The organism is Hydrogenophaga sp. (genome assembly GCF_026125825.1).
Classification (GTDB): Bacteria; Pseudomonadota; Gammaproteobacteria; order Burkholderiales; family Burkholderiaceae_C; genus Hydrogenophaga.
This window is the reverse complement of the sequence record NZ_JAHCKK010000008.1, coordinates 24,320-45,519: the sequence shown is the minus strand read 5'-3', so window position 1 is coordinate 45,519 and position 21,200 is coordinate 24,320. Positions and strand designations below refer to the sequence as shown.

General features: G+C 69.1%; 21 protein-coding genes. 11 read left to right on the top strand and 10 right to left on the bottom strand.

The window, feature by feature from the left end; all coding sequences use genetic code 11:
• The first annotated feature begins 86 nt into the window (after positions 1-86).
• On the top strand, positions 87-1,073 hold the full coding sequence (locus KIT86_RS05225) for a tripartite tricarboxylate transporter substrate binding protein (RefSeq protein WP_297395655.1): 987 nt from the start codon (positions 87-89) through the stop codon (positions 1,071-1,073).
• On the opposite strand, the gene KIT86_RS05220 is transcribed toward KIT86_RS05225, so the two are convergent.
• Positions 1,045-1,563 (bottom strand): MarR family transcriptional regulator, encoded by a 519-nt coding sequence (locus KIT86_RS05220; protein WP_297395654.1) that lies wholly within the window; start codon positions 1,561-1,563, stop codon positions 1,045-1,047. The genes KIT86_RS05225 and KIT86_RS05220 overlap by 29 nt on opposite strands.
• 53 nt (positions 1,564-1,616) lie before the next feature.
• Between KIT86_RS05220 and KIT86_RS05215 the strand changes: the two genes are divergently transcribed.
• From KIT86_RS05215 to KIT86_RS05200, 4 genes are all read left to right on the top strand, one after another.
• Positions 1,617-3,311 carry an FAD-dependent oxidoreductase gene (locus KIT86_RS05215; protein ID WP_297395652.1) on the top strand — a complete coding sequence of 565 codons (1,695 nt, stop codon included), beginning with the start codon at positions 1,617-1,619 and terminating at the stop codon, positions 3,309-3,311.
• Between the two features lie 161 nt (positions 3,312-3,472).
• A complete protein-coding gene (locus KIT86_RS05210) occupies positions 3,473-4,927 on the top strand; it encodes an alpha/beta hydrolase (protein WP_297395651.1) in 1,455 nt (484 codons plus the stop codon).
• A gap of 92 nt (positions 4,928-5,019) precedes the next feature.
• The gene (locus KIT86_RS05205) at positions 5,020-5,163 is read left to right on the top strand and encodes a DUF3096 domain-containing protein (protein ID WP_297395649.1); all 144 of its coding nucleotides are present in this window, start codon (positions 5,020-5,022) and stop codon (positions 5,161-5,163) included.
• Between the two features lie 155 nt (positions 5,164-5,318).
• Positions 5,319-6,473, top strand: coding sequence for an ABC transporter substrate-binding protein (locus KIT86_RS05200; RefSeq protein WP_297395647.1), 1,155 nt, complete (start codon positions 5,319-5,321; stop codon positions 6,471-6,473).
• A gap of 7 nt (positions 6,474-6,480) precedes the next feature.
• Here KIT86_RS05200 and KIT86_RS05195 read toward each other — a convergent pair whose 3' ends face one another.
• Entirely contained in the window at positions 6,481-6,954 is a 474-nt protein-coding gene (locus KIT86_RS05195) for an acyl-CoA thioesterase (protein ID WP_297395645.1), read from the bottom strand.
• A gap of 161 nt (positions 6,955-7,115) precedes the next feature.
• On the opposite strand from KIT86_RS05195, the gene KIT86_RS05190 reads away from it, so the two are divergent.
• The gene (locus KIT86_RS05190; RefSeq protein WP_297395643.1) at positions 7,116-7,607 is read left to right on the top strand and encodes a DsrE family protein; all 492 of its coding nucleotides are present in this window, start codon (positions 7,116-7,118) and stop codon (positions 7,605-7,607) included.
• A gap of 21 nt (positions 7,608-7,628) precedes the next feature.
• Here KIT86_RS05190 and KIT86_RS05185 read toward each other — a convergent pair whose 3' ends face one another.
• Entirely contained in the window at positions 7,629-9,314 is a 1,686-nt protein-coding gene (locus KIT86_RS05185; RefSeq protein ID WP_297395641.1) for a SulP family inorganic anion transporter, read from the bottom strand.
• 171 nt (positions 9,315-9,485) lie between these two features.
• Between KIT86_RS05185 and KIT86_RS05180 the strand changes: the two genes are divergently transcribed.
• The gene (locus KIT86_RS05180; RefSeq protein ID WP_297395640.1) at positions 9,486-10,214 is read left to right on the top strand and encodes a hypothetical protein; all 729 of its coding nucleotides are present in this window, start codon (positions 9,486-9,488) and stop codon (positions 10,212-10,214) included.
• Here KIT86_RS05180 and KIT86_RS05175 read toward each other — a convergent pair.
• The 3 genes from KIT86_RS05175 to KIT86_RS05165 all read right to left on the bottom strand — a co-directional run bounded on the left by KIT86_RS05175 (position 10,184) and on the right by KIT86_RS05165 (position 13,541).
• On the bottom strand, positions 10,184-11,521 hold the full coding sequence (locus KIT86_RS05175; protein WP_297395638.1) for a sulfatase-like hydrolase/transferase: 1,338 nt from the start codon (positions 11,519-11,521) through the stop codon (positions 10,184-10,186). The genes KIT86_RS05180 and KIT86_RS05175 overlap by 31 nt on opposite strands.
• A gap of 7 nt (positions 11,522-11,528) precedes the next feature.
• Positions 11,529-12,494 (bottom strand): tripartite tricarboxylate transporter substrate binding protein, encoded by a 966-nt coding sequence (locus tag KIT86_RS05170; protein WP_297395636.1) that lies wholly within the window; start codon positions 12,492-12,494, stop codon positions 11,529-11,531.
• A gap of 78 nt (positions 12,495-12,572) precedes the next feature.
• Positions 12,573-13,541, bottom strand: coding sequence for a Bug family tripartite tricarboxylate transporter substrate binding protein (locus tag KIT86_RS05165; RefSeq protein WP_297395634.1), 969 nt, complete (start codon positions 13,539-13,541; stop codon positions 12,573-12,575).
• 95 nt (positions 13,542-13,636) lie between these two features.
• Between KIT86_RS05165 and KIT86_RS05160 the strand changes: the two genes are divergently transcribed.
• The 3 genes from KIT86_RS05160 to KIT86_RS05150 are packed head-to-tail and all read left to right on the top strand — an operon-like array spanning position 13,637 to position 16,349.
• Complete coding sequence (locus KIT86_RS05160; protein WP_297395632.1) at positions 13,637-14,134, top strand: MarR family winged helix-turn-helix transcriptional regulator; 498 nt, start codon at positions 13,637-13,639, stop codon at positions 14,132-14,134.
• Positions 14,135-14,147: 13 nt separating this feature from the next.
• On the top strand, positions 14,148-15,662 hold the full coding sequence (locus KIT86_RS05155; RefSeq protein ID WP_297395630.1) for a BCCT family transporter: 1,515 nt from the start codon (positions 14,148-14,150) through the stop codon (positions 15,660-15,662).
• A gap of 3 nt (positions 15,663-15,665) precedes the next feature.
• Positions 15,666-16,349: a MarC family protein gene (locus KIT86_RS05150; RefSeq protein WP_297395627.1), complete on the top strand. Its 684-nt coding sequence runs from the start codon at positions 15,666-15,668 to the stop codon at positions 16,347-16,349.
• Here KIT86_RS05150 and KIT86_RS05145 read toward each other — a convergent pair.
• The 4 genes from KIT86_RS05145 to KIT86_RS05130 all read right to left on the bottom strand — a co-directional run bounded on the left by KIT86_RS05145 (position 16,312) and on the right by KIT86_RS05130 (position 18,777).
• Positions 16,312-16,998 (bottom strand): glutathione S-transferase, encoded by a 687-nt coding sequence (locus KIT86_RS05145; protein ID WP_297395625.1) that lies wholly within the window; start codon positions 16,996-16,998, stop codon positions 16,312-16,314. The genes KIT86_RS05150 and KIT86_RS05145 overlap by 38 nt on opposite strands.
• Positions 16,998-17,291, bottom strand: coding sequence for a GNAT family N-acetyltransferase (locus KIT86_RS05140; protein WP_297395623.1), 294 nt, complete (start codon positions 17,289-17,291; stop codon positions 16,998-17,000). Before KIT86_RS05140 ends, KIT86_RS05145 begins: the two co-directional genes overlap by 1 nt.
• A 34-nt stretch (positions 17,292-17,325) precedes the next feature.
• Positions 17,326-17,613, bottom strand: coding sequence for a GNAT family N-acetyltransferase (locus KIT86_RS05135; RefSeq protein WP_297395621.1), 288 nt, complete (start codon positions 17,611-17,613; stop codon positions 17,326-17,328).
• An 87-nt stretch (positions 17,614-17,700) separates the two neighbouring features.
• Entirely contained in the window at positions 17,701-18,777 is a 1,077-nt protein-coding gene (locus tag KIT86_RS05130; protein WP_297395618.1) for a patatin-like phospholipase family protein, read from the bottom strand.
• A gap of 95 nt (positions 18,778-18,872) precedes the next feature.
• On the opposite strand from KIT86_RS05130, the gene dinG reads away from it, so the two are divergent.
• Positions 18,873-21,200 (top strand): ATP-dependent DNA helicase DinG, encoded by a 2,328-nt coding sequence (dinG, locus tag KIT86_RS05125; protein WP_297395616.1) that lies wholly within the window; start codon positions 18,873-18,875, stop codon positions 21,198-21,200.

Genomic DNA, 21,200 nt, shown 5'->3' with positions numbered 1-21,200 from the left:
CTCTGGCTTGATTTCGCGCATCCCGCGCAACGACCTGGCGGTTCGCCCGGCGACACACAGGCACACAGTGCCAACAGGAGACCGACATGACATTCCTTCGCCCCTTCTCGCGCCGACGACTCATGCAGGGCGTGGCCCTGGCTGCCACGCTGAGCGCGACGGGCGCCATGGCCCAGGCCTGGCCCGCCCGCCCGATCACGCTCATCGTGCCGTTTCCGGCCGGCGGCACCACCGACGTGCTGGCCCGTGCGCTGGGCGAGCGGCTGCAGCAGAGCCTGGGGCAGCCGGTGGTGATCGAGAGCAAGCCGGGCGCGGGCGCCACCATCGGCGCCGATTTCGTGGCCAAGTCCCGCCCCGATGGCTACACGCTGCTGGTGGGCGCGGTGCATCACACCATCGCGACCAGCGTCTACAAGAAGCTGCCCTACGACTTCCAAAAAGACCTGGCGCCCCTCACCACCATCGCCATGGTGCCCAATGTGCTGGTGGTCAACGCCACCACGCCGGTGAAGAACGTGAACGAACTCGTGGCCCTGCTCAAGGCCGACCCCGCGAAGGCGAACTACGGCTCCAACGGCAACGGCACCGCCCAGCATCTGATCGGCACCCAGTTCCAGAACAACACCGGCGCCAAGCTCACGCACATCGCCTACAAGGGCAGCGGCCCGCTGGCGACGGACTTGCTGGGCGGCCAGATCCTGATGACGTTCGACACCATCACGCCGGTGCTGCCCCACATCAAGGCGGGCAAGCTGCGCCCGCTGGCCGTGACCACCGCGACGCGCTCACCCGCGCTGCCCGATGTGCCGACGCTGGACGAGGCCGGGCTCAAGGGGTTCAACATCGGCACCTGGTTCGGCGTGCTGGCCCCGGCGGCCACGCCCAAGGACATTCAGGCACGACTGAACAGCGAGATGGTGAAAATCATCAAGTCGCCCGAGTTCCGCCAGCGCATGGCCGACATTGGCGCCGACCCGATCGGCGACACCCAGGAGCAGATGGCGCAGACCATCAAGGCCGAAACCGAGAAGTTCGGCAAGCTGGTCAAGGACGCGAACGTCGTGATCGACTGATCGGTGCTGGCGCCACGCGGATGGACTCCACCGTGCCGCCGTAGCGCGCCAGGCCCGCAAGCAGCACCTGCGCTGCCTCGGGGCCAATGTCTTTGAGCAGCTCCCGCTCGGCCTTTTTCACCGCCAGGCCGAAGGCCTTGAGCCACTCGCGGCCCGCCTCGGTGAAGCGCACCGTGCGGGCGCGCTTGTCGGCCGGGTCGGCCTCGCGCACCACCAGTCCCATGCGTTCGCACTGGTCGATCAACTCGGTCATGGCCGCGTTGGTCATGCGCGCGCGGCGCGCCAGCTCGGTGATGCGCGTGCCCGCCAGATCGAGGTGGCGGGTCAGGTTCACGTGCGAGAGCCGCGTGTCGGCATGGCCGGCGGCGGCCATGAGTTCGAGCACGCGCGACTCGAAGCGCGTGACGGCATTGCCCAGCACGCGGCCCGCGTTGTCCAGGCGCCAGGCATCGGGCGTGCGTCGCCCAGGTGGAGGATTCTCGGTTTTCATTCGTACAATGGATTTGCTTAGGTTACCTAATTAAATCGACGATGGAGACAGGCGTGGCGGATCAATTGACATTGGAGCAGGCGCAGGCCGACGGGGGTGAACTGCGGGTGGATGTGCTGATCGCGGGCGCGGGGCCGTGCGGGCTGATGCTGGCCAACGAACTGGGCTTGCGCAATGTACCGTGCCTGGTGGTGGACCCCAAGGCCACCACGGCCTTCAACCCGCAGGCCAACGCCACGCAGGCACGGACCATGGAGCATTTCCGCCGCATTGGCCTGTCGCGGCAGATCCGCGCGCTGGGCCTGCCGGGCGATCACCCGACCGACATCGCGTACTTCACCCGCTTCGCGCGGCACGAACTCGCGCGCCTGCGCCTGCCCACCGCCGCGCAGGCCACGGAGCAGATCAAGCGCCTGGCCGGTTCTTGGAGCGCGGCCGAGTTGCCGCACCGTGTGTCTCAGAAGTACGTGGAAGGCGTGCTGCGCGAGCACGCCGAGCAGCGCACCGGCCGGCGCATCGGTTTTGGCTGGCGGCTGCAATCCTTCGATGACACCGGCGACGAGGTGCTGGCGCGGGTGGCGCCCGCGGCGGGCGGCGAGGCGGTCACGGTGCGTGCGCGCTACCTGGTGGGGGCCGATGGTGCACGCAGCGGCGTGCGCGGCGCGCTGGGCATCGAGATGGGCGGCGCCACCGGCCTGCAGCGCCAGTTCATGGGCGGCAAGATGTTCGCCATCTACCTGCGTGCGCCGGCCTTCTATGAGCGGTATCCGCACGACATCGCCTGGATGTACGTCTCGGTGAACCACGAGCGCCGCGTGTTCATGGCCTCGGTGGACGGGCGCGGTGAGTTCGCCTTTCACGCGGCCGTGCACCCGCACGAGACGCCGGAGGACTGGACGCACGACGACGCGCGCCGCATCTTCGCCGAGGCCAGCGGCATGGACATCGACTTCGAGGTGCTGTCCACTGGCGTGTGGATCGCCGGCCATTCGCTGGTGGCCGAGCGCTACCAGCACGGGCGCGTGTTCATCGCCGGCGATGCCGCCCACCTCTTCACGCCCACGGGTGGCCTGGGCTACAACACGGCGGTGGGTGACGCCGTGAACCTGGGCTGGAAACTCGCGGCCGTGGTCAAGGGCCAGGCGCATGCCTCCCTGCTGGACACCTACGAGCAGGAGCGCCGCCCCATTGGCTTGCGCAACACGGCCTATGCGCGCGAGTTCGCCGACTCGGTGGGCCTGTTCGAGGTGACGCCGGCGCTGGAGGCCGAGGGCGCCACCGGCGATGCCCTGCGCGCGCAGGCCAGCGAGGTGCTGGGTGCGCACGTGCGGCGCGAGTTCAACATCCCTGGCGTCACCTTCGGCGAGCGGGTGGACGCCTCGCCCATCGTGTTCGGCGACCCGGATCGGGTGCCGCCCGACCAGGCCAACGCCTACCACCCGTCCACCCAGCCGGGCGGGCGCCTGCCGCACCGCTGGCTGCGCGGCGAGCGCTCGCTGTACGACCTGCTGGGCTTCGAGTGGACGGTGCTGACCCCGGCCCACGCGGTGGCCGAGGCGCAGCGCCTGGCCGAGGTGGGCCGCGCGGCGGGCCTGCCGGTGGCCGTGCTGCCGCTGGCGGAGGACGAAGCCGGTGATCTGCTGGACGAGGGCCTGCTGCTGGTGCGGCCCGATCAGGTGATCGCCTGGCGCGGCGCGAACGTGCCCGAGAACGCCGCCGCCATCTGGGCCCGCGTGGCACGCGCCTGAGCCTTGGCAAGCGTTGCCCGACCAGTGGCAGGGCCAAGGTCGCCTGGGCGACTGGCACCGGGTATTCACTATGGGGCCGGGCGATCTCCAGTCGCATAACCGACTCCCTGCTCCGCCATGCGCGGGCAGGCATCGGTTCCCAACAACGACAGGAGACAAGCTTGAAAACACCTATCAGACTTCGTTTGGCGGTTTTGGCGGGCACGGCATGGCTCGCGGCGTGTGGTGGCGGAGGCGGCGGCAGCGAGCCCGCGCCGCCGGTGCCGGTGCCCGTGGTTCCGGAAGAAACCCGTGCCCAGGACAGCAAGGTCTACACGCCGGCCGCGCCGGGCGCCACCACCTTTGCGGTGATGCCCGGGGTGGTGGCCGGGACCGACCGTTGGGCCGGTGTGCTCAATGGGGCGGCCTACCAGATCGAGGTGCCGGCCACGTGGAACGGCAAGCTGGTGATGTACGCGCATGGGTATGCGGGCGAGGGTGCGACGCTCAACGTGGGAGCGCCCTCCATCCGGCGCTACCTGATCGAGAACGGCTACGCCTGGGCCGCGTCGAGCTACTCGAAGAACTCCTACGACGTGCGCGCGGGCGTGGAAGACACCAACGCACTCGCGCTCGCCTTCAACCAGATCGCCGCGGCGCGGGGCCGCCCGCTGCCGGCCCCCACCAAGCTCTACATCACCGGTCACTCCATGGGCGGGCACATCACCGGCGCCGCGATCGAGGACGAGACCTACGCCACCGCGAACAACAAGGTGCGCTACCACGGGGCCGTGCCCATGTGCGGCGTGATGGGCGACGTCCAGCTCTTCAACCGCTTTGCGGCCATGCAGGTCACCGCGCAGGCGCTCGCCGGGGTGCCCAGCTACCCGACCAACAAGTGGTCGGAGATCCAGGCGCTGGTGACCAACACCCTGTTCACCACGTTTCCGTCGGCACCCACCGCCACGGGCTTCAAGTACCTCTCGGTGGTGAAGAACCTCACCGGCGGCGAGCGGCCCATGTTCAACGAGGGCATCGCCTTTGGTGGCAGCTTTCCTTCGGCCTACGGCACCTTCGGCAGCGACGGCACGGTCAATGGCATCCTGAACCGCAACGTGCTCGACACCAACGCCTTCACCTACGTCATCGACGGCGATGTGCCCGGCTCGGCCACGCTCAACGCATCGGCGCAGAAGCTCACGGCCACGCCCGATGCCAACCGCCTGCGCCGCGACGGTTTGCGCTGGATTCCGGTGATCAACGGCGAGTTCAAGATCCCGGTGGTGTCGATCCACACGCTTGGCGACCTGTTCGTGCCGTTCAGCATGCAGCAGATCTACCAGCAGCGCGCGACCGCCAAGGGCAACGGCAACTGGCTCGTGCAACGCGCGATCCGTGGGGCAAGCCATTGCGACTTCACCGTGGCCGAACAGGTGCAGGCGTTCAGCGACATGGTGGCGTGGGCCGAAGGCGGAGTCAAACCCGCGGGCGATGACGTGACCACGCCGGCGACGGTGGCCGCCGCCTCCTACGGTTGCACCTTCACCAACAACACGCTGGGCGCGGACGATGGGGGGACGGTGACCGCCCTGCGCGCGGGCATTGCCGCCAACCCGGCCAACACCTGCCCGCCCTGAGGACCCCACGCCCCGGCCTCGGTGCGTCATCGCACAGACGGCCGGGGCGTGCCCGAAAAATGATGCCCTCTCTGTTTTGAGAGAGGCATCAGATGAACATCAACCTGAGCGTCGGCCCGCTGGTCGCCCTCATCGCGGGCATCCTCATCCTCGTGATGCCGCGCATGCTGAACTACATCGTCGCGATCTACCTGATCGTCATCGGGGTGATCGGGCTGTTGGGCAACCGCCTGTGAGCCCGGGGCCGCTCAACCGGCCTGGCTGGACCGATGAGCGGTTGAATTCGCGCGCCCGGTGAAGACATACCAGGCGGGGTGACTCGATAGGATGGAACGTGGGGACGCACCGGGTGCGATGCCCCTCGCTCGACACCGATCCATGGAGCCCCCCTATGCAGCCGTCCCCGCCCACGTCCGGCCTCTCGCGCCGCCAATTCCATGGCCTTGTGGCCGGTGCCGCCCTGCTGGGCGCACCCGCCTTGCGCGCGCAGTCGGGCAACCGCATCGTGCTCGGCCAGTCGGCCGCGTTCACCGGCGCGGCGGCGCAGCTGGGCATCCAGTTCCATGCCGGGGCCAAGCTGTTCTTCGACCAGATCAACGCCCAGGGCGGCGTGAACGGGCAGCGCATCGAAATCGTGCAGCTCGATGACGGCTACGAGCCCGACCGCTGCGCCGAGAACACCACCAAGCTGCTCGCCAGCGAAGTGTTCGCCCTGTTCGGCTACATCGGCACGCCCACCAGCCTGGCCGCGCTGCCGCTGGCCACCAAGGCGCAGACCCCGTTCTTCGCCCCCTTCACCGGTGCCATGGGCCTGCGCCAGCCGTTCAACCGCCTCGCCTTCCACCTGCGCGCCTCGTACAACGACGAGACCGCGCTGATCGTGCGCCAACTCACCAACCTCGGCCTGAACAAGGTGGCGGTGTTCCACCAGAACGACGCCTACGGCAAGGCCGGCCTGGATGGCACGGTGCTTGCGCTGGCCGCGCGCAACCTCAAGCCCGTGGCCACGGCCACCGTCGAGCGCAACTCGGTGGACGTGGCCCAGGCCGTGGCCACCATCAACGCAGCCAAGCCCGACGCGGTGGTGCAGATCAGCGCCTACAAGTCGTGCGCGGCCTACATCCGCGCAGCGCGCGCGGCCGGGTATGGCGGCACCTTCTACAACGTGTCCTTCGTGGGCACCCAGGCGCTGGCCGACGAGCTCGGCAAGGACGGCGCAGGCGTGGTGGTGTCGCAAGTCGTGCCCACGCCGTACAGCGCGTCGCGCCCCATCACGCGCGAATTCATCGAGGCCATTGGCAAGGGCGGCAACAAGGTGCAGCCCAACTTCTCCAGCATGGAGGGTTTTCTGGCCGCGAAGTTGTTCAGCGAAGGCCTGCGGCGTGCGGGCTCGCGGGTCACGCGAGACAGCTTCATCAACGGCATGGAAGCCATCGGCGAACAATCCTTTGGCGGCTTCCAGGTCTCGCTGGGCCCCAACGACCACGTGGCCTCCAGCTTCGCGGAGCTGTCCATGCTCACCGGCGACGGCAAGGTGCGGACCTGAGCCCTGCTCAGCGGATCGCCGCGTAGCGCTGTTCCATTTCCTGGCGCATGGTCTTGCGCAGCGTGGCCGCCGCGTGCCGGCGGTGCTCGTCGGGGGTGCCGGGCTCCAGCGGCGGCACGGCCTGCGGCTTGCCATGGTCGTCCACCGCGATCATGGTGAAAAAACAGCTGTTGACATGCCGCTGCGCCTGGGTGCGGATGTTCTCGGCGATCACCTTGATGCCCACTTCCATCGACGAGGTGCCGGTGTGGTTCACGGCCGCGAGGAAGGTCAGCAGCTCCCCGACGTGGATCGGCTGGCGGAACATGACCTGGTCCACGCTGAGCGTGACCACATAGGACGCGGCGTAGCGGCTGGCGCAGGCGAAGGCCACCTGGTCGAGCAGCTTGAGCACGGTGTCGCCGTGCACCTTGCCTGAAAAATTGGCGGTGTCCGGGGTCATCAGCACCGTCATGCTGAGTTGGTGTCGAGGAAGTTCCATGGGTCGGTCCGTGGGTCGTTGGGCGTGGGTGCAGGCGGTCGATTTTGCCGGCACTCAAGAAGCAGTTTCGAATATCCGGATTTTCAAGTTAATCTCGGGCTCCCCCACTGACGCAGGAGCGCATCATCAACCCCCGACTTGTCCCCCTGGCGCTCGCCGCCGTGCTGAGCACCGCCGCCTGGGCTGGCCCCCAGGACCCTTCGCCCTTCGACGGCACGCGTTACGCGCCGCAGAAGGCGCTCTACGACTTCAACTTCGCCAAGCCCCTCGAAGGCAAGGCGGCGTTCGGCTACATCAAGAACCACCTGCGCGCGATCAAGGAATACGGTGATCCGGCCCAGTCGCACATCGTGATCGTGGCCCACGGCAACGAGCTGCACGCCTTCTCGCGCCTGAACCGCGCGGCCTACCCGGACATGTACGAGGAGCTCAAGGCGCTGAAGGACGCGGGTGTGACCATCCGGGTCTGCAGCAACGCGGCGCGCTCGCGCGGCTACAAGCCCGATGAGTTCTACGACGTGATCACCGTGGTGCCGGCGGCGGTGATCGACCTGGCCAAGTGGCAGAACGAAGGCTACAGCTACATGTACGCCGAGAGTTTCCCGCGCCTCACGCGCGAGGAACTCGTGAAGCAGACGGTCGAGCTGCAGTAAGCCAAGTAAGCCACCGCCGGCTCAGGCCGGGGCGGCGTCCTCTGCGGCGGGGGGCGCCGGTGTCAGCGCGTCGGCCGCGCGCAGCCCGTCGGCCTCGGTGCGGTAGAGGTGCAGTCGCGGTCCCGCTTCGAGGTGCCCGGCCAGGCGCAGCACGTTTTCCACCGGCAGCTTGATGCCAACCAGGTGCAGTTCGATGCGCTGGTCGTCGAGCTGCTCGCGCAGCCGCCCGAAGGCTTCGGCGCCGGTGGCGTCGATCCAGTTGATCGGGTGAGCGATCAGCATCACGTGGCGCGTCTCGGGGTGGGCGGCGATGTGTTCGGACACCGCGCGCTCAAAGCCGTTGGCGGTGGCGAAGTCCAATGCCGCGTCCATGCGCAGCGCGTACAGGTTCGGTGCCAGCGGTGGCAGTTTCCAGAGGTGGCGGTCGCGCAGGCTGCCGTCGGGGTGCAGGCCCACTTCGATGATGCGCGGGTGCAGCCGCAGGTAGAGGAAGTGCGACAGCGCCATGAGCACGCCCGCCAGCACGCCCCAGTACAGCCGCGGCGCGGCCAGCACCGTCACCGCAAAGGTGATGCCAGCGATCACCGTCTCCACGCGCGAGAGCTTCCACAGCTGGCTGAAGGCGCGCGGCTTGATCAGGCCCATCACCGCCACCAGCACGATGGACGCCAGCACCGCCAGCGGCACATGGTGCAGCAGCGGAATGAACAGCAGCAAGGTGATCAGCACCACGATCACCGAGAAGATGGTGGCCCAGCCGGTCTTGGCGCCCGCATACAGGTTGAGCGCCGAGCGCGAGAACGAGGAGCTGGTGGGGAAGGCACCGCTCAGGCCCGAGGCCAGCTTGGCCAGGCCCTGGCCGATGAGGTCCTGGTCCTGGTCCCAGCGCTGGCCGCGCTGCCCGTTGTCCACCTTGGCGCTGGACGCGGTTTCCAGAAAGCTCACCAGGGTGATCACCAGCGTGGGCACCACCAGCTGGCCCAGCGTGGCCCAGCCAGGCCAGCCGGGCCAGTACGGTGCGGGCAGGCCTTTGGGCAAGGCGCCGATGACCGAGCCGCCCAGCGCCTCGAAGCCCACGGCGTAGCTGATGGCCGCGCTCGCCACCACCACGGTGAGCACGGTGGGAAAGCCCGGCCGCCAGCGGCGCGCCAGCACCAGCAGCGCGAAGCTGGCCACCCCGAAGGCCAGAGACGGCCCGTGCACATGGGGCTGGGTGAAGAGCGTGTCCCAGGCGGCGAAACCCAGCAGCGCGGGCAGTTGCGAGGCAATGATGAGCACCGCCGCGGCCTGCGTGAAGGCCATGAGCACGGGCGAATTCACGAGGTTGAGCAGCCAGCCAAAGCGCGCAAAGCCCAGCGCGATCTGCAGCAGGCCCGAGAGCAGGGCGAGCCACACCGCCAGCGCCACCCATTGCGCGCTGCCGGGTTCGGCCAGCCCGCTGAGCGAGGCGCCCACCAGCAAACAGGTCAGGGCGGTGGGGCCGACGGAGAGCCGAGGCGAGGCGCTGAACAGCACCGCGATCAGCGCCGGCAACAGCGAGGCGTAGATGCCCGTGACGAGTGGCATGCCTGCCAGCGCGGCGTAGGCCACGCCCTGGGGGATCACCATGAGGCCGACCGTCAGGCCGGCCAGCGCTTCGCCGCGCAACAGAGCGGCGCTCGGGCGGGGCCAGCGGAGGAAGGGGAACAGGCGGTGCGAACGTGACATGCCCCGATCCTACTGAATCGACCTTGGCCCGCCAGCGGACCGGGAGAGGTTCGTGCACGCCATCCCTCGGTTCGTTCCCGATTGGGTGCGGACGGACACACGGCGCGAACCCCGGCGTGAGGGTGGGTCACTCCATCGCTGTCCTATCGACTTGCCCCAAGGAGGCGCGTCATGCTGTCCCTCATCGCTGATCTCATTCACGGCGCCTTCGTGCGCACTGAAGCCAGGGTCGATCCTGCCGCCGGCTTGAGTCAGCGCCTGGCGTGTGCGCCAGCGCATCAAACCGAGGCCCTCACGGCCAACGACCACCTGCGAGGTTTTCTGACGGCGGTGATGCGGCACCGCGACGAAGGCCGCATTGCAGACCGCGAGTGGACGGCGGTCGCCCTCTACTTGACGGGCCGGCGCGAAGCGCTGCCCGGCTCGGTGGCGCACCTGGGATCTCAGTGGCCCCGCGCCCGCGAAACCTCGTCGGTGCTGGCCGAACTTCTCCCGTCCGAGCAGGAGGAGGCGCACGGATCGCCCGAGAGCACCAGGGCCCGGCTCCATGCCTTGCTGGCTTATCTGAAAGAGCGGGCGCAAGGCGAATCGTGGTTGTCGCATGGGTTCAAGGTGGAATTCCAGGACCTGTGCCGCGACCCGGCCATCGGCCCGCTGGACCGCATCGAGGTGGTGGACGTCGTGGAGCTCAAACTCGGCCCGCTGGATGGCGAACAGCTTCGGGACTGCGTGCAGCGCATTGCCCGCCTCCAGGCCCTGCTGCCTGCGGATGCGTACCCTTGCATTCACGACGTGTTGACCCGGATCGCCAATGAGGCGAGCTGGCAGCTGGATCTGTTCAGCCGGCCGGACGATCCCTCGATGCCGGGTCAACGCTGCGGCATGTCCTTGGCGGAGTAACCCAGGCTCACTGTCGCGTCCGCCGGAATCGGCGGCACGCTGGCATCCCAGGCCACCCACTGTTGGCGCATGCGCGCCAGCCGGTCGGGTTCGCGCGCGGCGAGGTTGGCGCGTTCGCGCTCGTCCTTGCCGATGTTGAACAGGTACTCGTGGCCGTCCACCTGCAGGTACTTCCAGTCGCCCTCGCGCAGCGCGCGCTGGCCACGGTGGTTCATCCGCCAGTAGAGCGGGCGCTCGAAATGCTGGGTGGGGTCTCGCAGCACCTGGAGCAGGCTCACGCCGTCCAGGGGCCAGTCCGGGTCGGCCTGGCCGCCGCCGGCTTCGAGCATCGTGGCCGACCAGTCCATGGTCATGCAATGCTGGGTGCTCACCGTGCCGGCCGGGATGGCGGCGGGCCAGTGCGCGATCCAGGGTACGCGGATGCCGCCTTCGGTCAGGTCCATCTTGCCGCCAACGAGCGGCCAGTTGTCCGAGAAGCGCTCGCCGCCGTTGTCGCTGGTGAAGACGATCAGGGTGTTTTCTTCCAGCCCCTCTTCGCGCAGCGCGGCCATCAGGCGGCCGATGCCTTCGTCCATGTGGTGGATCATGCGGCGGTAGGTCTGCACGTCGCCGCCGTGCAGGTGGAACAGGTTCTTCGCCACGTCCGGGGCCACATGCGCGTCGTCGCGCGTTTCCCAGGGCCAGTGCGGCGCGGTGTAGTGCAGGCTGAGCAGGAAGGGCCTGCCGGCCCTGGCGTCGGCCGCGCGCTGGTGCACGTGGTCGACCGCGCGCTGCGAGAGCACGTCGGTGAGGTAGCCCACCTCGTGGTGTTCCTGTTCGTCAATGTAGAGGTCGTGTTCGCCGCTGGACGAGCAATGGGTGAAGTAGTCCACGCCGCCGGCCATGATGCCGAAGAACTCGTCGTAGCCCGAACGGCGCGGGCCGAACGAGGGCGGGTAGCCCAGGTGCCACTTGCCGATGAGGGCGGTGTGGTAGCCGGCCTTCTTCAGCAGCGAGGGCAGGGTGGGCACCTCGGGCGGCAGCCCCAGGGTGGTGCTGCCCTTGCTGCGGCTGTTGATGGGCTCTTCCATCGCGCCGCGCAGCCGGTACTGGTAGCGCATGGTGATGAGCGCGAAGCGCGTGGGCGAGCACACCGGCGAGTTGGCATAGCCCTGGGTGAACTTCACGCCGCCAGCGGCCAGGCGGTCGATGTGCGGCGAGACCGGGCCGAAGTCGGCCTCGCGCCCACCGTAGCAGCCGAGGTCGGCGTAGCCGAGGTCGTCGCAGACGATGTAGATGAGGTTGGGGCGTTGGGGGGCGGGTGCCATGGTGTGCTCACTCCACCTTCATGCCGGTGGCTTTGACGATGGGGCCGTAGCGGTTGTACAGCGCATCCAGGCGCTGGCTGGCCTGCGCGCCGGTCAGGCCTTCGAAGAACAGGTCCAGGTTGGCCATGCGGGCCTGCACGTCGGGGCGCTTGAGCGCGTCCACGATGCCCTTCTGCAGCGTTTGCGCCACCGCATCGGGCGTGGCGGCCGGCACCATGACGATGTAGAGCACCTCCTGCTCCAGGCTCTTGAGGCCGGCTTCGGCCACCGTGGGCAGCTCGGGCGCCAGGCGCGAGCGCTGGCGGCTGGTGACGGCCAGCGCGGTGATCTTGCCGGTCTGCACGTGGGGCAGCATGCCGGGCGTGGCGAGCACGCCCCCATCCACTTCGCCCGCCAGCACGGCGGTGACCGCCGGGGTGTTGCCGCGGTAGGGCACATGGGTGAGCTTGGCCTGGGTGGCTTCCTTGATGACTTCGATGGCGAGGTGGCCCGGGCTGCCGCTGCCGGCCGAGCTGAAGTTCAGGCCCCGGTTCTTGCCGGCCTCCACCATGCCGGCCAGCGTCTTGATGCCCGTGGCCGGGTTCACGCCCACCAGCAGTCCCGAGGAGGCCATCACCACCAGTGGCTTGAGCTCGCCGCGCTTGAACGGCATGTTACCGTAGAGGTGCGGATTGACGGTGAAGGTGGTGTCGATGCCGAACAGCACGGTGTGGCCGTCGGCCGGGGCTCGCGCCACCTCGGCTGCGCCGATGTTGCCGGCCACGCCGGCTTTGTTCTCCACCACGAAGGGCTGCTTGAGCGTTTCCTGCAGCACGGCGGCGACCGAGCGCGCCAGCAGGTCCGAGGGACCGCCGGCGGGGAAGTTGTTGACAAAGCGCACGGGCTTGTTCGGGTAGACGTCCTGGGCGGCGGCAAAGGGAACGGCCGTGGCCGTGAGCAGAGCGAGGGCGAGGCGAAAGGAGGTGATCTTCATGGGACCAATCAAGAAAAGGAAGTGGGTTTTGTCACCCTGCTGGATGAGCAGAAGCGGCGCAGGGGGTGTTTCATGTCTTCACGGCTGGTAGCCCGACTTCTGGACCACGGGGGCCCATTGCGCGCGGTAGGCCGCGAGCATGCGGCGGGTCTGTTCGGGTGTGCTGGCCACCGGGCCCAGGCGCGCGTCGTTGAAACGGCGCACGGTCTCGGGGTCCTGCATGACCTCGAGAATCGCCTGGCCGAACTGCGCCACGCGCGCGGCGGGCATGCTGGCGGGCGCAAAGAAGGTGTTCCACCCTTCGGCGCCGAGGTCCAGCCCGGCTTCCCTGAAAGTGGGAATGGCGGGCGCAAAGGCGGAGCGCCTGTCGCTGGAGACGGCGAGGATGCGGATCTTGCCGGCCTCGTGCTGCGGCAGCAAGGTGTCAAAGGTGTCGAAGGCCACGGGCACCTGGCCGCCCATCAGGTCGGCCAGCAGCGGGCCTGAGCCCCTGTAGCCCACCACCTGCGCTTTCACGCCGGCCTTCTCGCCCACCATGAGGCCGAAGAAGTGCGGCAGGCTGCCGGTGGCGGGCACGCCGAAGTTGGCCTGTTCGGGGTTGGCGCGCAGCCAGGCGAGCAGGTGGTTGAGTTCGCGCACCGGCACGCCCGCGCCCACTGCCACCGCGAATTCGTAGCGGCTGGCCTGCGACACCGGCTGGAAGTCCTTGTCGGGGTCGTAGCCCGCGTCCTTGAACACCAGGGGTGCGACCAGCATGAGCGCCGGGTTGGCCAGCAGCAGCACGTTCTGCTGGGCTGGCGTGGCCTTGAGTTGCTGCGCCGCGATGCGCCCGCCGCCGCCGGTGCGGTTCTCCACCACCACCGTCACGCCCAGCTTGGGGCCCAGTTTGTCGGCCACCAGCCGCGCCACGCGGTCGGACGAACCGCCCGGCGCGTAAGGAACCACCACCCGCAAGGGGCCTTCGATGGCCTGGGCGTGCGCCGGGGAGGCGATGGAGGTGGTCAGCGCGGCGGTGAGGGCGAACAGCAACTGGCGGCGGTTGGTCATGGTCGGGCTCCTGTGGGGGAAGTTCCCCGTGCAAACTGGCATCCTATGCAGCGACAATCAATTGCAGAAATCAATCATTGCGGGTGTTTTCCCTGATGAGCAACCGACTCACGGCGCCGCAGCGACAGGCCGACCTGCTGCTGTACCGGCTCTACCGCATCCACACCACCGCTGGGCGGCTGGTGGTGCACATGTGCGAGAGCGAGTTCGGCATCACGCGCCGCGAGTGGCGCATCCTCTCCTTCCTGGCCGAGCGCGAGGGCGCGCTGTCGTCCCAGCTGGCCGAGCACGCCATGCTCGATCGCGCGCGCACCTCGCGCACGCTGAGCACGCTGGCCGCCAAGAAGCTCGTGGTGCGCCAGCCCCGCCCATCGGACCGGCGCGAGGTGCACGTCTTCCTGACCGACGAGGGCCGGCGGCTGTATGGTGAGATCTATCCGCGCGTGGCGGCGATCAACCGCGAGCTGGTGGCCGGCCTCGACGCCGCCCAGCATGAGCAGCTCGATGCCATGGTGGATGCCTTGCAGGCCCAGGCCAGCCGCATGGTGGCGGCCCGGCCGCAAACCCCGATACCGCAGGACGGTGGAGATTGAGGAGGAACTTCCCATGCAACTGATCGCTTCAGCGGGTGTGATCCTGGCCATCGTCCTGTGGGGCGTCGTCGCTCCCGATGCGCTGGACGCCGCGTTCGCGACCGCCCTGGCGGTCATCACGCGCGACTTCGGCTGGCTCTACCTGTGGGTGGTGCTGGGCCTGGTGTTGTTCGCCCTGGTGCTGGCGTTCAGCCGCTACGGCGATCTCAAGCTCGGTGGCGAGGACGACGAGCCCGAGTTCTCGGTCGGCAGCTGGTTCGCCATGCTGTTCGCGGCCGGCATGGGCATCGGCCTGGTGTTCTGGGGCGTGGCCGAACCGATTTCCCACTACGGCTCGCCACCGCCGGGCATCGCGGCCCGCACGCCGGAGGCGGCCAACGCCGCCATGCGCTACAGCTTCTTCCACTGGGGCCTGCACCCCTGGGCGGTCTACAGCATCGTCGCGCTGTCGATCGCCTTCTTCCAGTTCCGCAAGGGCGGCAGCGCGCTGGTGAGCACGGCGGTGCAGGCACTGCCCTGGGCACCCATGCAGCACCTCGGGCCGGTGGTGAATGTGCTTGCGGTGATCGCGACCGCGTTCGGCGTGGCGGCGTCGCTCGGCATGGGTGCGCTGCAGATCAACAGCGGCCTGCACGCTTTGCTCGGCCTGCCTGTGGGTGAGGCGCAGCAGGTCGGCATCATCGTGGTGACCACCGTGCTGTTCCTGGTCTCTGCCGTCAGCGGCGTCACCAAGGGCATCAAGTGGCTCTCCAACATCAACCTCGTCCTCGCGGCCTTGCTGGCGCTGGTGGTGTTCGTGGTCGGCCCCACGGTGGTCATCATCGATGCCTTCACGTCCACGCTGGGCAGCTATGTGAGCGAACTGGTGCGCATGAGCCTGCGCATGACGCCGTTTCGCGACAGCACCTGGGTCGGGGGCTGGACCATCTTCTACTGGGCCTGGTGGGTGAGCTGGTCACCCTTCGTGGGGCTGTTCATCGCGCGCGTCTCGCGCGGCCGCACGATCCGCGAATTCATCTTGGGCACCATGCTCGCGCCCAGCCTGGCGGCCTTTGTCTGGTTCTCGGTGTTTGGCGGCACCGCGCTCCATCTTGAGATCATGCAGGGCGTGCCGGTGGCCGACGCGGTGCGTGCCGACGTCTCCACCGCGCTGTTCGAGATGTTCGAGGCGCTGCCCCTGGCCGCGCTGATGTCGGGCGTGGCCACGGTGCTGGTGCTGCTGTTCTTCGTCACCTCGGGCGACTCGGCCACCCTGGTGCTGGGCATGATGAGCACCGGTGGGCAGGAGAACCCCAGCGCGCGCGTGAAGATCGCGTGGGGCCTGCTCATCTCGGGCGTTGCCATCAGCCTGCTGCTGGCTGGCGGTCTCAAGGCCGTGCAGACCGCCACCATCGTGTTCGCCCTGCCTTTCACCCTGGTGATCGTGCTGATGGCGATCGCGCTGTGGCGTGGCGTGCGCGAGGACTGGCACGAGGAGCAGCGGCGCGAGCGAGCGCTGCGCCGGCGCCTGCGCGAAGTGTTGAAATGAACCATGACCCTTGAATTCGCCCTGGCCTTTGGAAAGAGCTTTCTCTTCGTCTTCGCCGCCATCCTGCCGATCCTGAACCCGGCGGCCACCGCGCCCATCTTCCTCGGCCTGACCGAGGGCGCTTCCCCTTCCACGCGCGCGCTGCTGGCGCGGCGCATCGCGCGCAACATGTTTGCGCTCATGGTCGGCTCCATGCTGGTGGGCTCGTACGTGCTCGATTTCTTCGGCATCTCCCTGCCGATCGTGCGCGTGGGCGGCGGCCTCATCGTGGCGGCCTCGGCCTGGCGCCTGCTCAATGCCAGCCACCCCAGCGAAGACAGCCGCACCGAGCTGGCCGAAGCCTTCACGCCCGAGCAGGCGCGCCGGCAGGCCTTCTACCCGCTGACGTTTCCCATCAGTTGCGGCCCGGGCTCCATTGCGGCGGCCATCACCGTGGGCGTGGCCCTGAACGACCAGCGCTTTGCGCTTTCGCTCGCTCGCATGGGTGGCGGCGTGCTCGCGCTGTTCGTCATCGGCGTGCTGCTGTATTTGGCGTTCCGGTACGCCGAGCGGTTGCTCAAGCCCCTGGGTGAAGCCGGCACCGTGATCTTCCTTCGGCTCTCGGCCTTCATCCTGCTGTGCCTGGGCGTGCAGATCGTGTGGGACGGCGTCAGCGAGTTGCTGCGGGGCTTGCTGGCGGCGGCATGAGCACCGGCGGTGCCGGGAATCGCGTCGCCTGGCCACTCGGCAGCTTGGCCATCGCTGCGGTGAAGAGCGGGTGCGACAACCAGCCGGCCAGCCAGGCCTTGAGCGCTGGCAGGGGGAGCTGAGCCTCGAACCAGGCCGGGTCCACCGCGGCGAACTGGCGCACAAACGGAAACAGGGCGAGGTCGGTGGCGCACGGCAGGTCCCCGCCCAGCTGGGCGGATGCCTGCAACTGCGCGTCCAGGGGCCGCAGCAGCACGTCCACCGCCTGCGCCCGGTGCCAGGCCGGGTCGGCACCCTCGAAGCGTTCGGGGTACTTGGTGCGGTCCAGGTGGTGCTTGAAAGGGCCGTCGCACAGGGACAGCAGCGCCAGGTGGGCCGCGCTTTGCGCGCGCGGCCACCAGCCCGCGGGATCGCTCACCGAGAAGGCCCAGCGCATGATGTCCAGGCTTTGCTCCAGCACCTCGCCGCCGGGCAGGGCGAGCACCGGCACCGTGCCCTTGGGCGAAAGCGCCAGCATCGCGGCGGGCTTGTCGCGCAACACGATCTCGTGCGCGTCGAATCCGATGCCCGCCACCAGCAACGCCATGCGTGCCCGCATCGCGTAGGGGCAGCGGCGGTAGGTGTAGAGCAGCGGCGGTACCGGTGCCATCAGCTCCGCAGCACGTCGCGGATCGACGCATCCTTGTCGAACTGCGCTTTGGCGAACGGGCACAGCGCGATCACCTTCGTGTCGGTCGCGCGCACCCAGGCCACCAGTGCATCCAGCAGTTGGCGGCCCACGCCCTGGCCCTTGAGGCTTTCGCCGACCTCGGTGTGATCGATGATGATCAGCGACGGGCTGGTCCGGCTGTAGGTCATCTCGGCGATGCGCTGGCCGCCCTGCTCGACGTAGAAGGCGCCTTTGGAATCCTGTTCCTGGCGCTGGATGGTGTGTGGTGCCATGGGATGAAGCGAGGTAAGTGAAAAGAAAGGGGGCTCAGGCCAGCACGTCGCGAATCGCGGGGTCGCGATCGAACTGCACCTTCACGTACGAACAAAGCGGCACGACCTTGGTGCCGGTGTCGCGCGCCCAGGCCACCAGGGCGTCCTGCAGATGCTGCGCCACGCCCTGGCCCCGCAGGCTAGGGTCCACGTAGGTGTGGTCCACCACCACCAGCGAGGGGTTGGTGCGGCTGTACGTCATTTCACCGACGCGCCGGGCGCCCTGCAGGAGGTGAAAAGCGCCACGCGCGCCGCGTTCTTCGTGTTCGATGGCATGTTCCATGACGGTGCTCCGGTGAGAGAGGAAGGGGCAGGCTACCACCGCCGGCCGGGGCAAGCGGCGTGCCGGGTTACTCGTCGGTGCCCGGCTTCAGTCGTCGATCATCACCGGTCCGAGGTCCAGCGTGCTGCGCTGGCCCAGGTCTTTGCGGTGCGCGTGCAGCCAGCGGTCCGCCGCTTCGCGCCCCATGGCATGCAGGTTCGACAGGAAGGCCCACTGCGTGTTGGTCTTGCTGCCCGCGCCCAGCGCGGCGAGCGACTCGCCGCCTTCGATGAGGTGGACCCGCAGCCGCTGCACGCGCTGGAACAGCGCAGGGCTGTGGGGCGAGCGTTGCTCGCCGATGACCTGTTTGAGCAGCGCCAAGGTGCGCAGTTCTTTCACCAGGCTGGCATTGAAGGTCACTTCGTTGATGCGGTCGAGAATGTCGCGCGCGGTGGTGGGCACGCTCTCGCGCTGTGTGGGGTTGATCTGCACCAGCAGCAGGTCGTCGGCGCAGGCCTCGTTCACCAGCGGCAGCAGCGTGGGATTGCCGGCGTAGCCACCGTCCCAGTAGGCCTCGCCCTCGATGTCCACCGCCTGGAACAGCAGCGGCAGGCAGGCCGAGGCCAGCACCATGTCGGCCGTGAGTTCGTGCTGGGCGAACACGCGCAGGGCGCCGGTGCGCACCTGGGTGGCGGCGATGAAGAGTTGCGTCTTGTGGCAACGGCGCGCGCGGTCGAAGTCGATGGTGTCGACCAGGATGTCGCGCAAGGGGTTGAGGTTGAGGGGGTTGAGCTGGTAGGGCGAGAGCGTGTGGCCGAAGGCGTCGGCAGCCTGCTGCAGCGGTTCGGTCCAGGGCTTGAGCCAGGGCGCCAGCCAGTCGGTGGCCGGCCCCATGAGCACGCCCATCGGGCTGGTCTGCAGCCGGTGGAAGGGCGAGAGCTCGGCCACACGGGTCCAGAACTGGCGCAGCACGCGCTGCGCGCCCTCACGCCCGCCGTCCATGAGGCCCGAGGCGAGGGCCACGGCGTTCATGGCCCCGGCGCTGGTGCCGCTGATGGCGGCGATCTCCAGGGTTTCGTCTTCGAGCAGGCGGTCGAGCACGCCCCAGGTGAAGGCGCCGTGCGAGCCGCCGCCCTGCAGCGCGAGGTCGATCGGGAGTTTGCCGGGGCGGGAGGTCTGGGACATGGCTGGCATTGTCGGGGGGCAGGGTGGTGCATTGCACCATGGCCCGATGACACCCGGCCCGGTCTGGGACAATCGGCGTTTGCTTTCGCGTCCGCATGTCCACCCCCACCCTTGAGCCCTCTTCTGCCAATACCGGCGCACCCGCCGCGCCGGTGGCCGGCCCGCTGGCGCGCGAGGCGATCGCGCTGGCCGCGTTCGATCACGTCGTGGCCCACGCGCCAGGCTACCGCGCGCGGCCGGGCCAGCGCGAGATGGCTGCGCACATCGCGCACACGCTCTCGGGCGTGAGTCTGGGCGACGGTGCGGTGGCGAGCGACGCGGCCCTGCCCGCGCGCGGCATCGCGGTGGTGCAGGCGGGCACCGGCGTGGGCAAGTCGGCGGCCTACGCCTCCACGGTGATCCCGCTGGCGCTGGCGCAGCAAAAGCGCGTGATCATCAGCACCGCCACGGTGGCGCTGCAGGAGCAGCTGATCGCCAAGGACCTCCCCGCGCTGGCCGCCACGCTGCCGCAACCCTTCAGCTTCGCGCTGGCCAAGGGGCGCGGGCGCTACGTGTGCCGCCTCAAGCTCGACCAGCTCAGCGGGGGCGACGCGGCGAGTGCCGACCTGTTCGAAAGCGACGACGCTGGCGGCGACACCAGCGCCGCGGGCATGGCGGCGCAGGCGGTGGCCTCGGCCGCCGCCGCGGCGCGCTGGCAGGAGCGCGGCGTGCAGTACACGGCCTGGGCCCACGCGCTGGATGGGGGCAGCTGGGACGGCGACCGCGACCGCCTCGACGATCCCCCCGATGGCAGCCTGTGGGCGCCCGTGGCGGCCGAGCGCCACACCTGCACCGCGCGCCATTGCCCCAGCTACAACAGCTGCAGCTACTACCAGGCGCGCGCCCGGCTGGCGCAGGCGCAGGTCATCGTCGTCAACCACGACCTGCTGCTCTCCACCCTGGGCCTGCACGCGCTGCCCGCGCCGCAGGACTGCTACCTCGTGTTCGACGAGGCGCACCACCTGGGCTCGGTGGCGCAGGGGCAGTTCACCGCGTCCATGGACCTGATGCGCGGCCACTGGCTGGACAAGCTGCCGCGCGCGGTGGACGAGGTGGCCTCCGCGATCGATCACCAGCCCACCATCGACGTGGCCGCGTTCGCGAAGGAGCTCAAGAGCGCGCAGACCGAGCTGGCTCGGCTGGCCATGCAGCGCATCGGCACGCTGCCGGCCTGGCTGGACCTCACCGGTCGTTCTGCGGGCCGCTCGCCCGCGCGCACCGGCGGCGGCTTCAACGACGCCGGTGCGCCGGTGGTGGACCGCTTCGAAGGCGGCGTGTTGCCCGCCGATTGGCTGGAGGTGGTGGGCAAACTGCACGCCAACGCCAGCAGCCTGCTCAAGGTGTTCGAGTCGCTGGCCACCCAGCTCAAGGCCACGGCGCGCGAAAACCCGGGCGACGCGGCGCGCTGCGCCAAGCTCTACAGCCGCCTGGGCGTGCTCGCACCGCGCCTGCAGAGCGCCCAGGAGACGGCGAGCTACTGGCAGCAGGCGGCGGGCGACGGGCAGCCGCCCCTGGCCAAGTGGCTGGAGGCGGGGGTGAGCCACGGCCTGGTCACGCTGACCGCGCACGCCTGCCCGCTGCAACCCGGCAGCCTGCTGCGCAACCACCTTTGGAACCAGGTGCGGGCGGCGGTGGTCACCTCCGCCTCGCTCACCACCTGCGGCAGTTTCGATCACTTCCTGCACGAGTCGGGCCTGGCCTGGGATGGTGCGGTGGCCACGCGCGAGGTGCAGAGTCCGTTCGACCATGCGCGCCAGGGCCGCCTGGTGGTGGTGCAGACCACCGCCGATCCCAAGGACGTGGACGGCTACACGCGCGAGATGCTGGCCTTGCTGATGGCCGACCTGCGCGAGGTGGAGCGTGGCGCGCTGGTGCTGTTCACCTCGCGCGCGCAGATGCGCCAGGCGCAAGGCCTGCTGGAGCGCGGCGAACACGCGGCGCTGCGCGATCGCGTGCTGGTGCAGGGCGAGGCCTCGCGCACCGTGCTGCTGCGTCGGCATGCCGAGCGCGTGGCCGAGGGCAAGCCCTCCGTGCTGTTCGGCCTGCAGTCGTTTGGCGAGGGGCTGGACCTGCCGGGCGAGTTGTGCGAGTGGGTGTTCATCACCAAGCTGCCCTTTGCCTCGCCGAGCGATCCGGTGGGCCAGGCGCGGGCCGATTGGCTCAAGAGCCAGGGCCGCGACCCGTTCAGCGAACTTGTGGTGCCCGCCACCGGCGCGCGCCTGCTGCAGTGGACCGGTCGCGCGCTGCGCACCGAGGCCGACGAGGCGGTGGTCGTTTGTTACGATGCCCGCTTGCTGCGCCAGTCCTACGGACGGCGCATGCTCAAGGGCCTGCCGCCCTACCGGCTGCAGCGCCGCGTGGACGGCGTGCTGACCGAAGCCTGA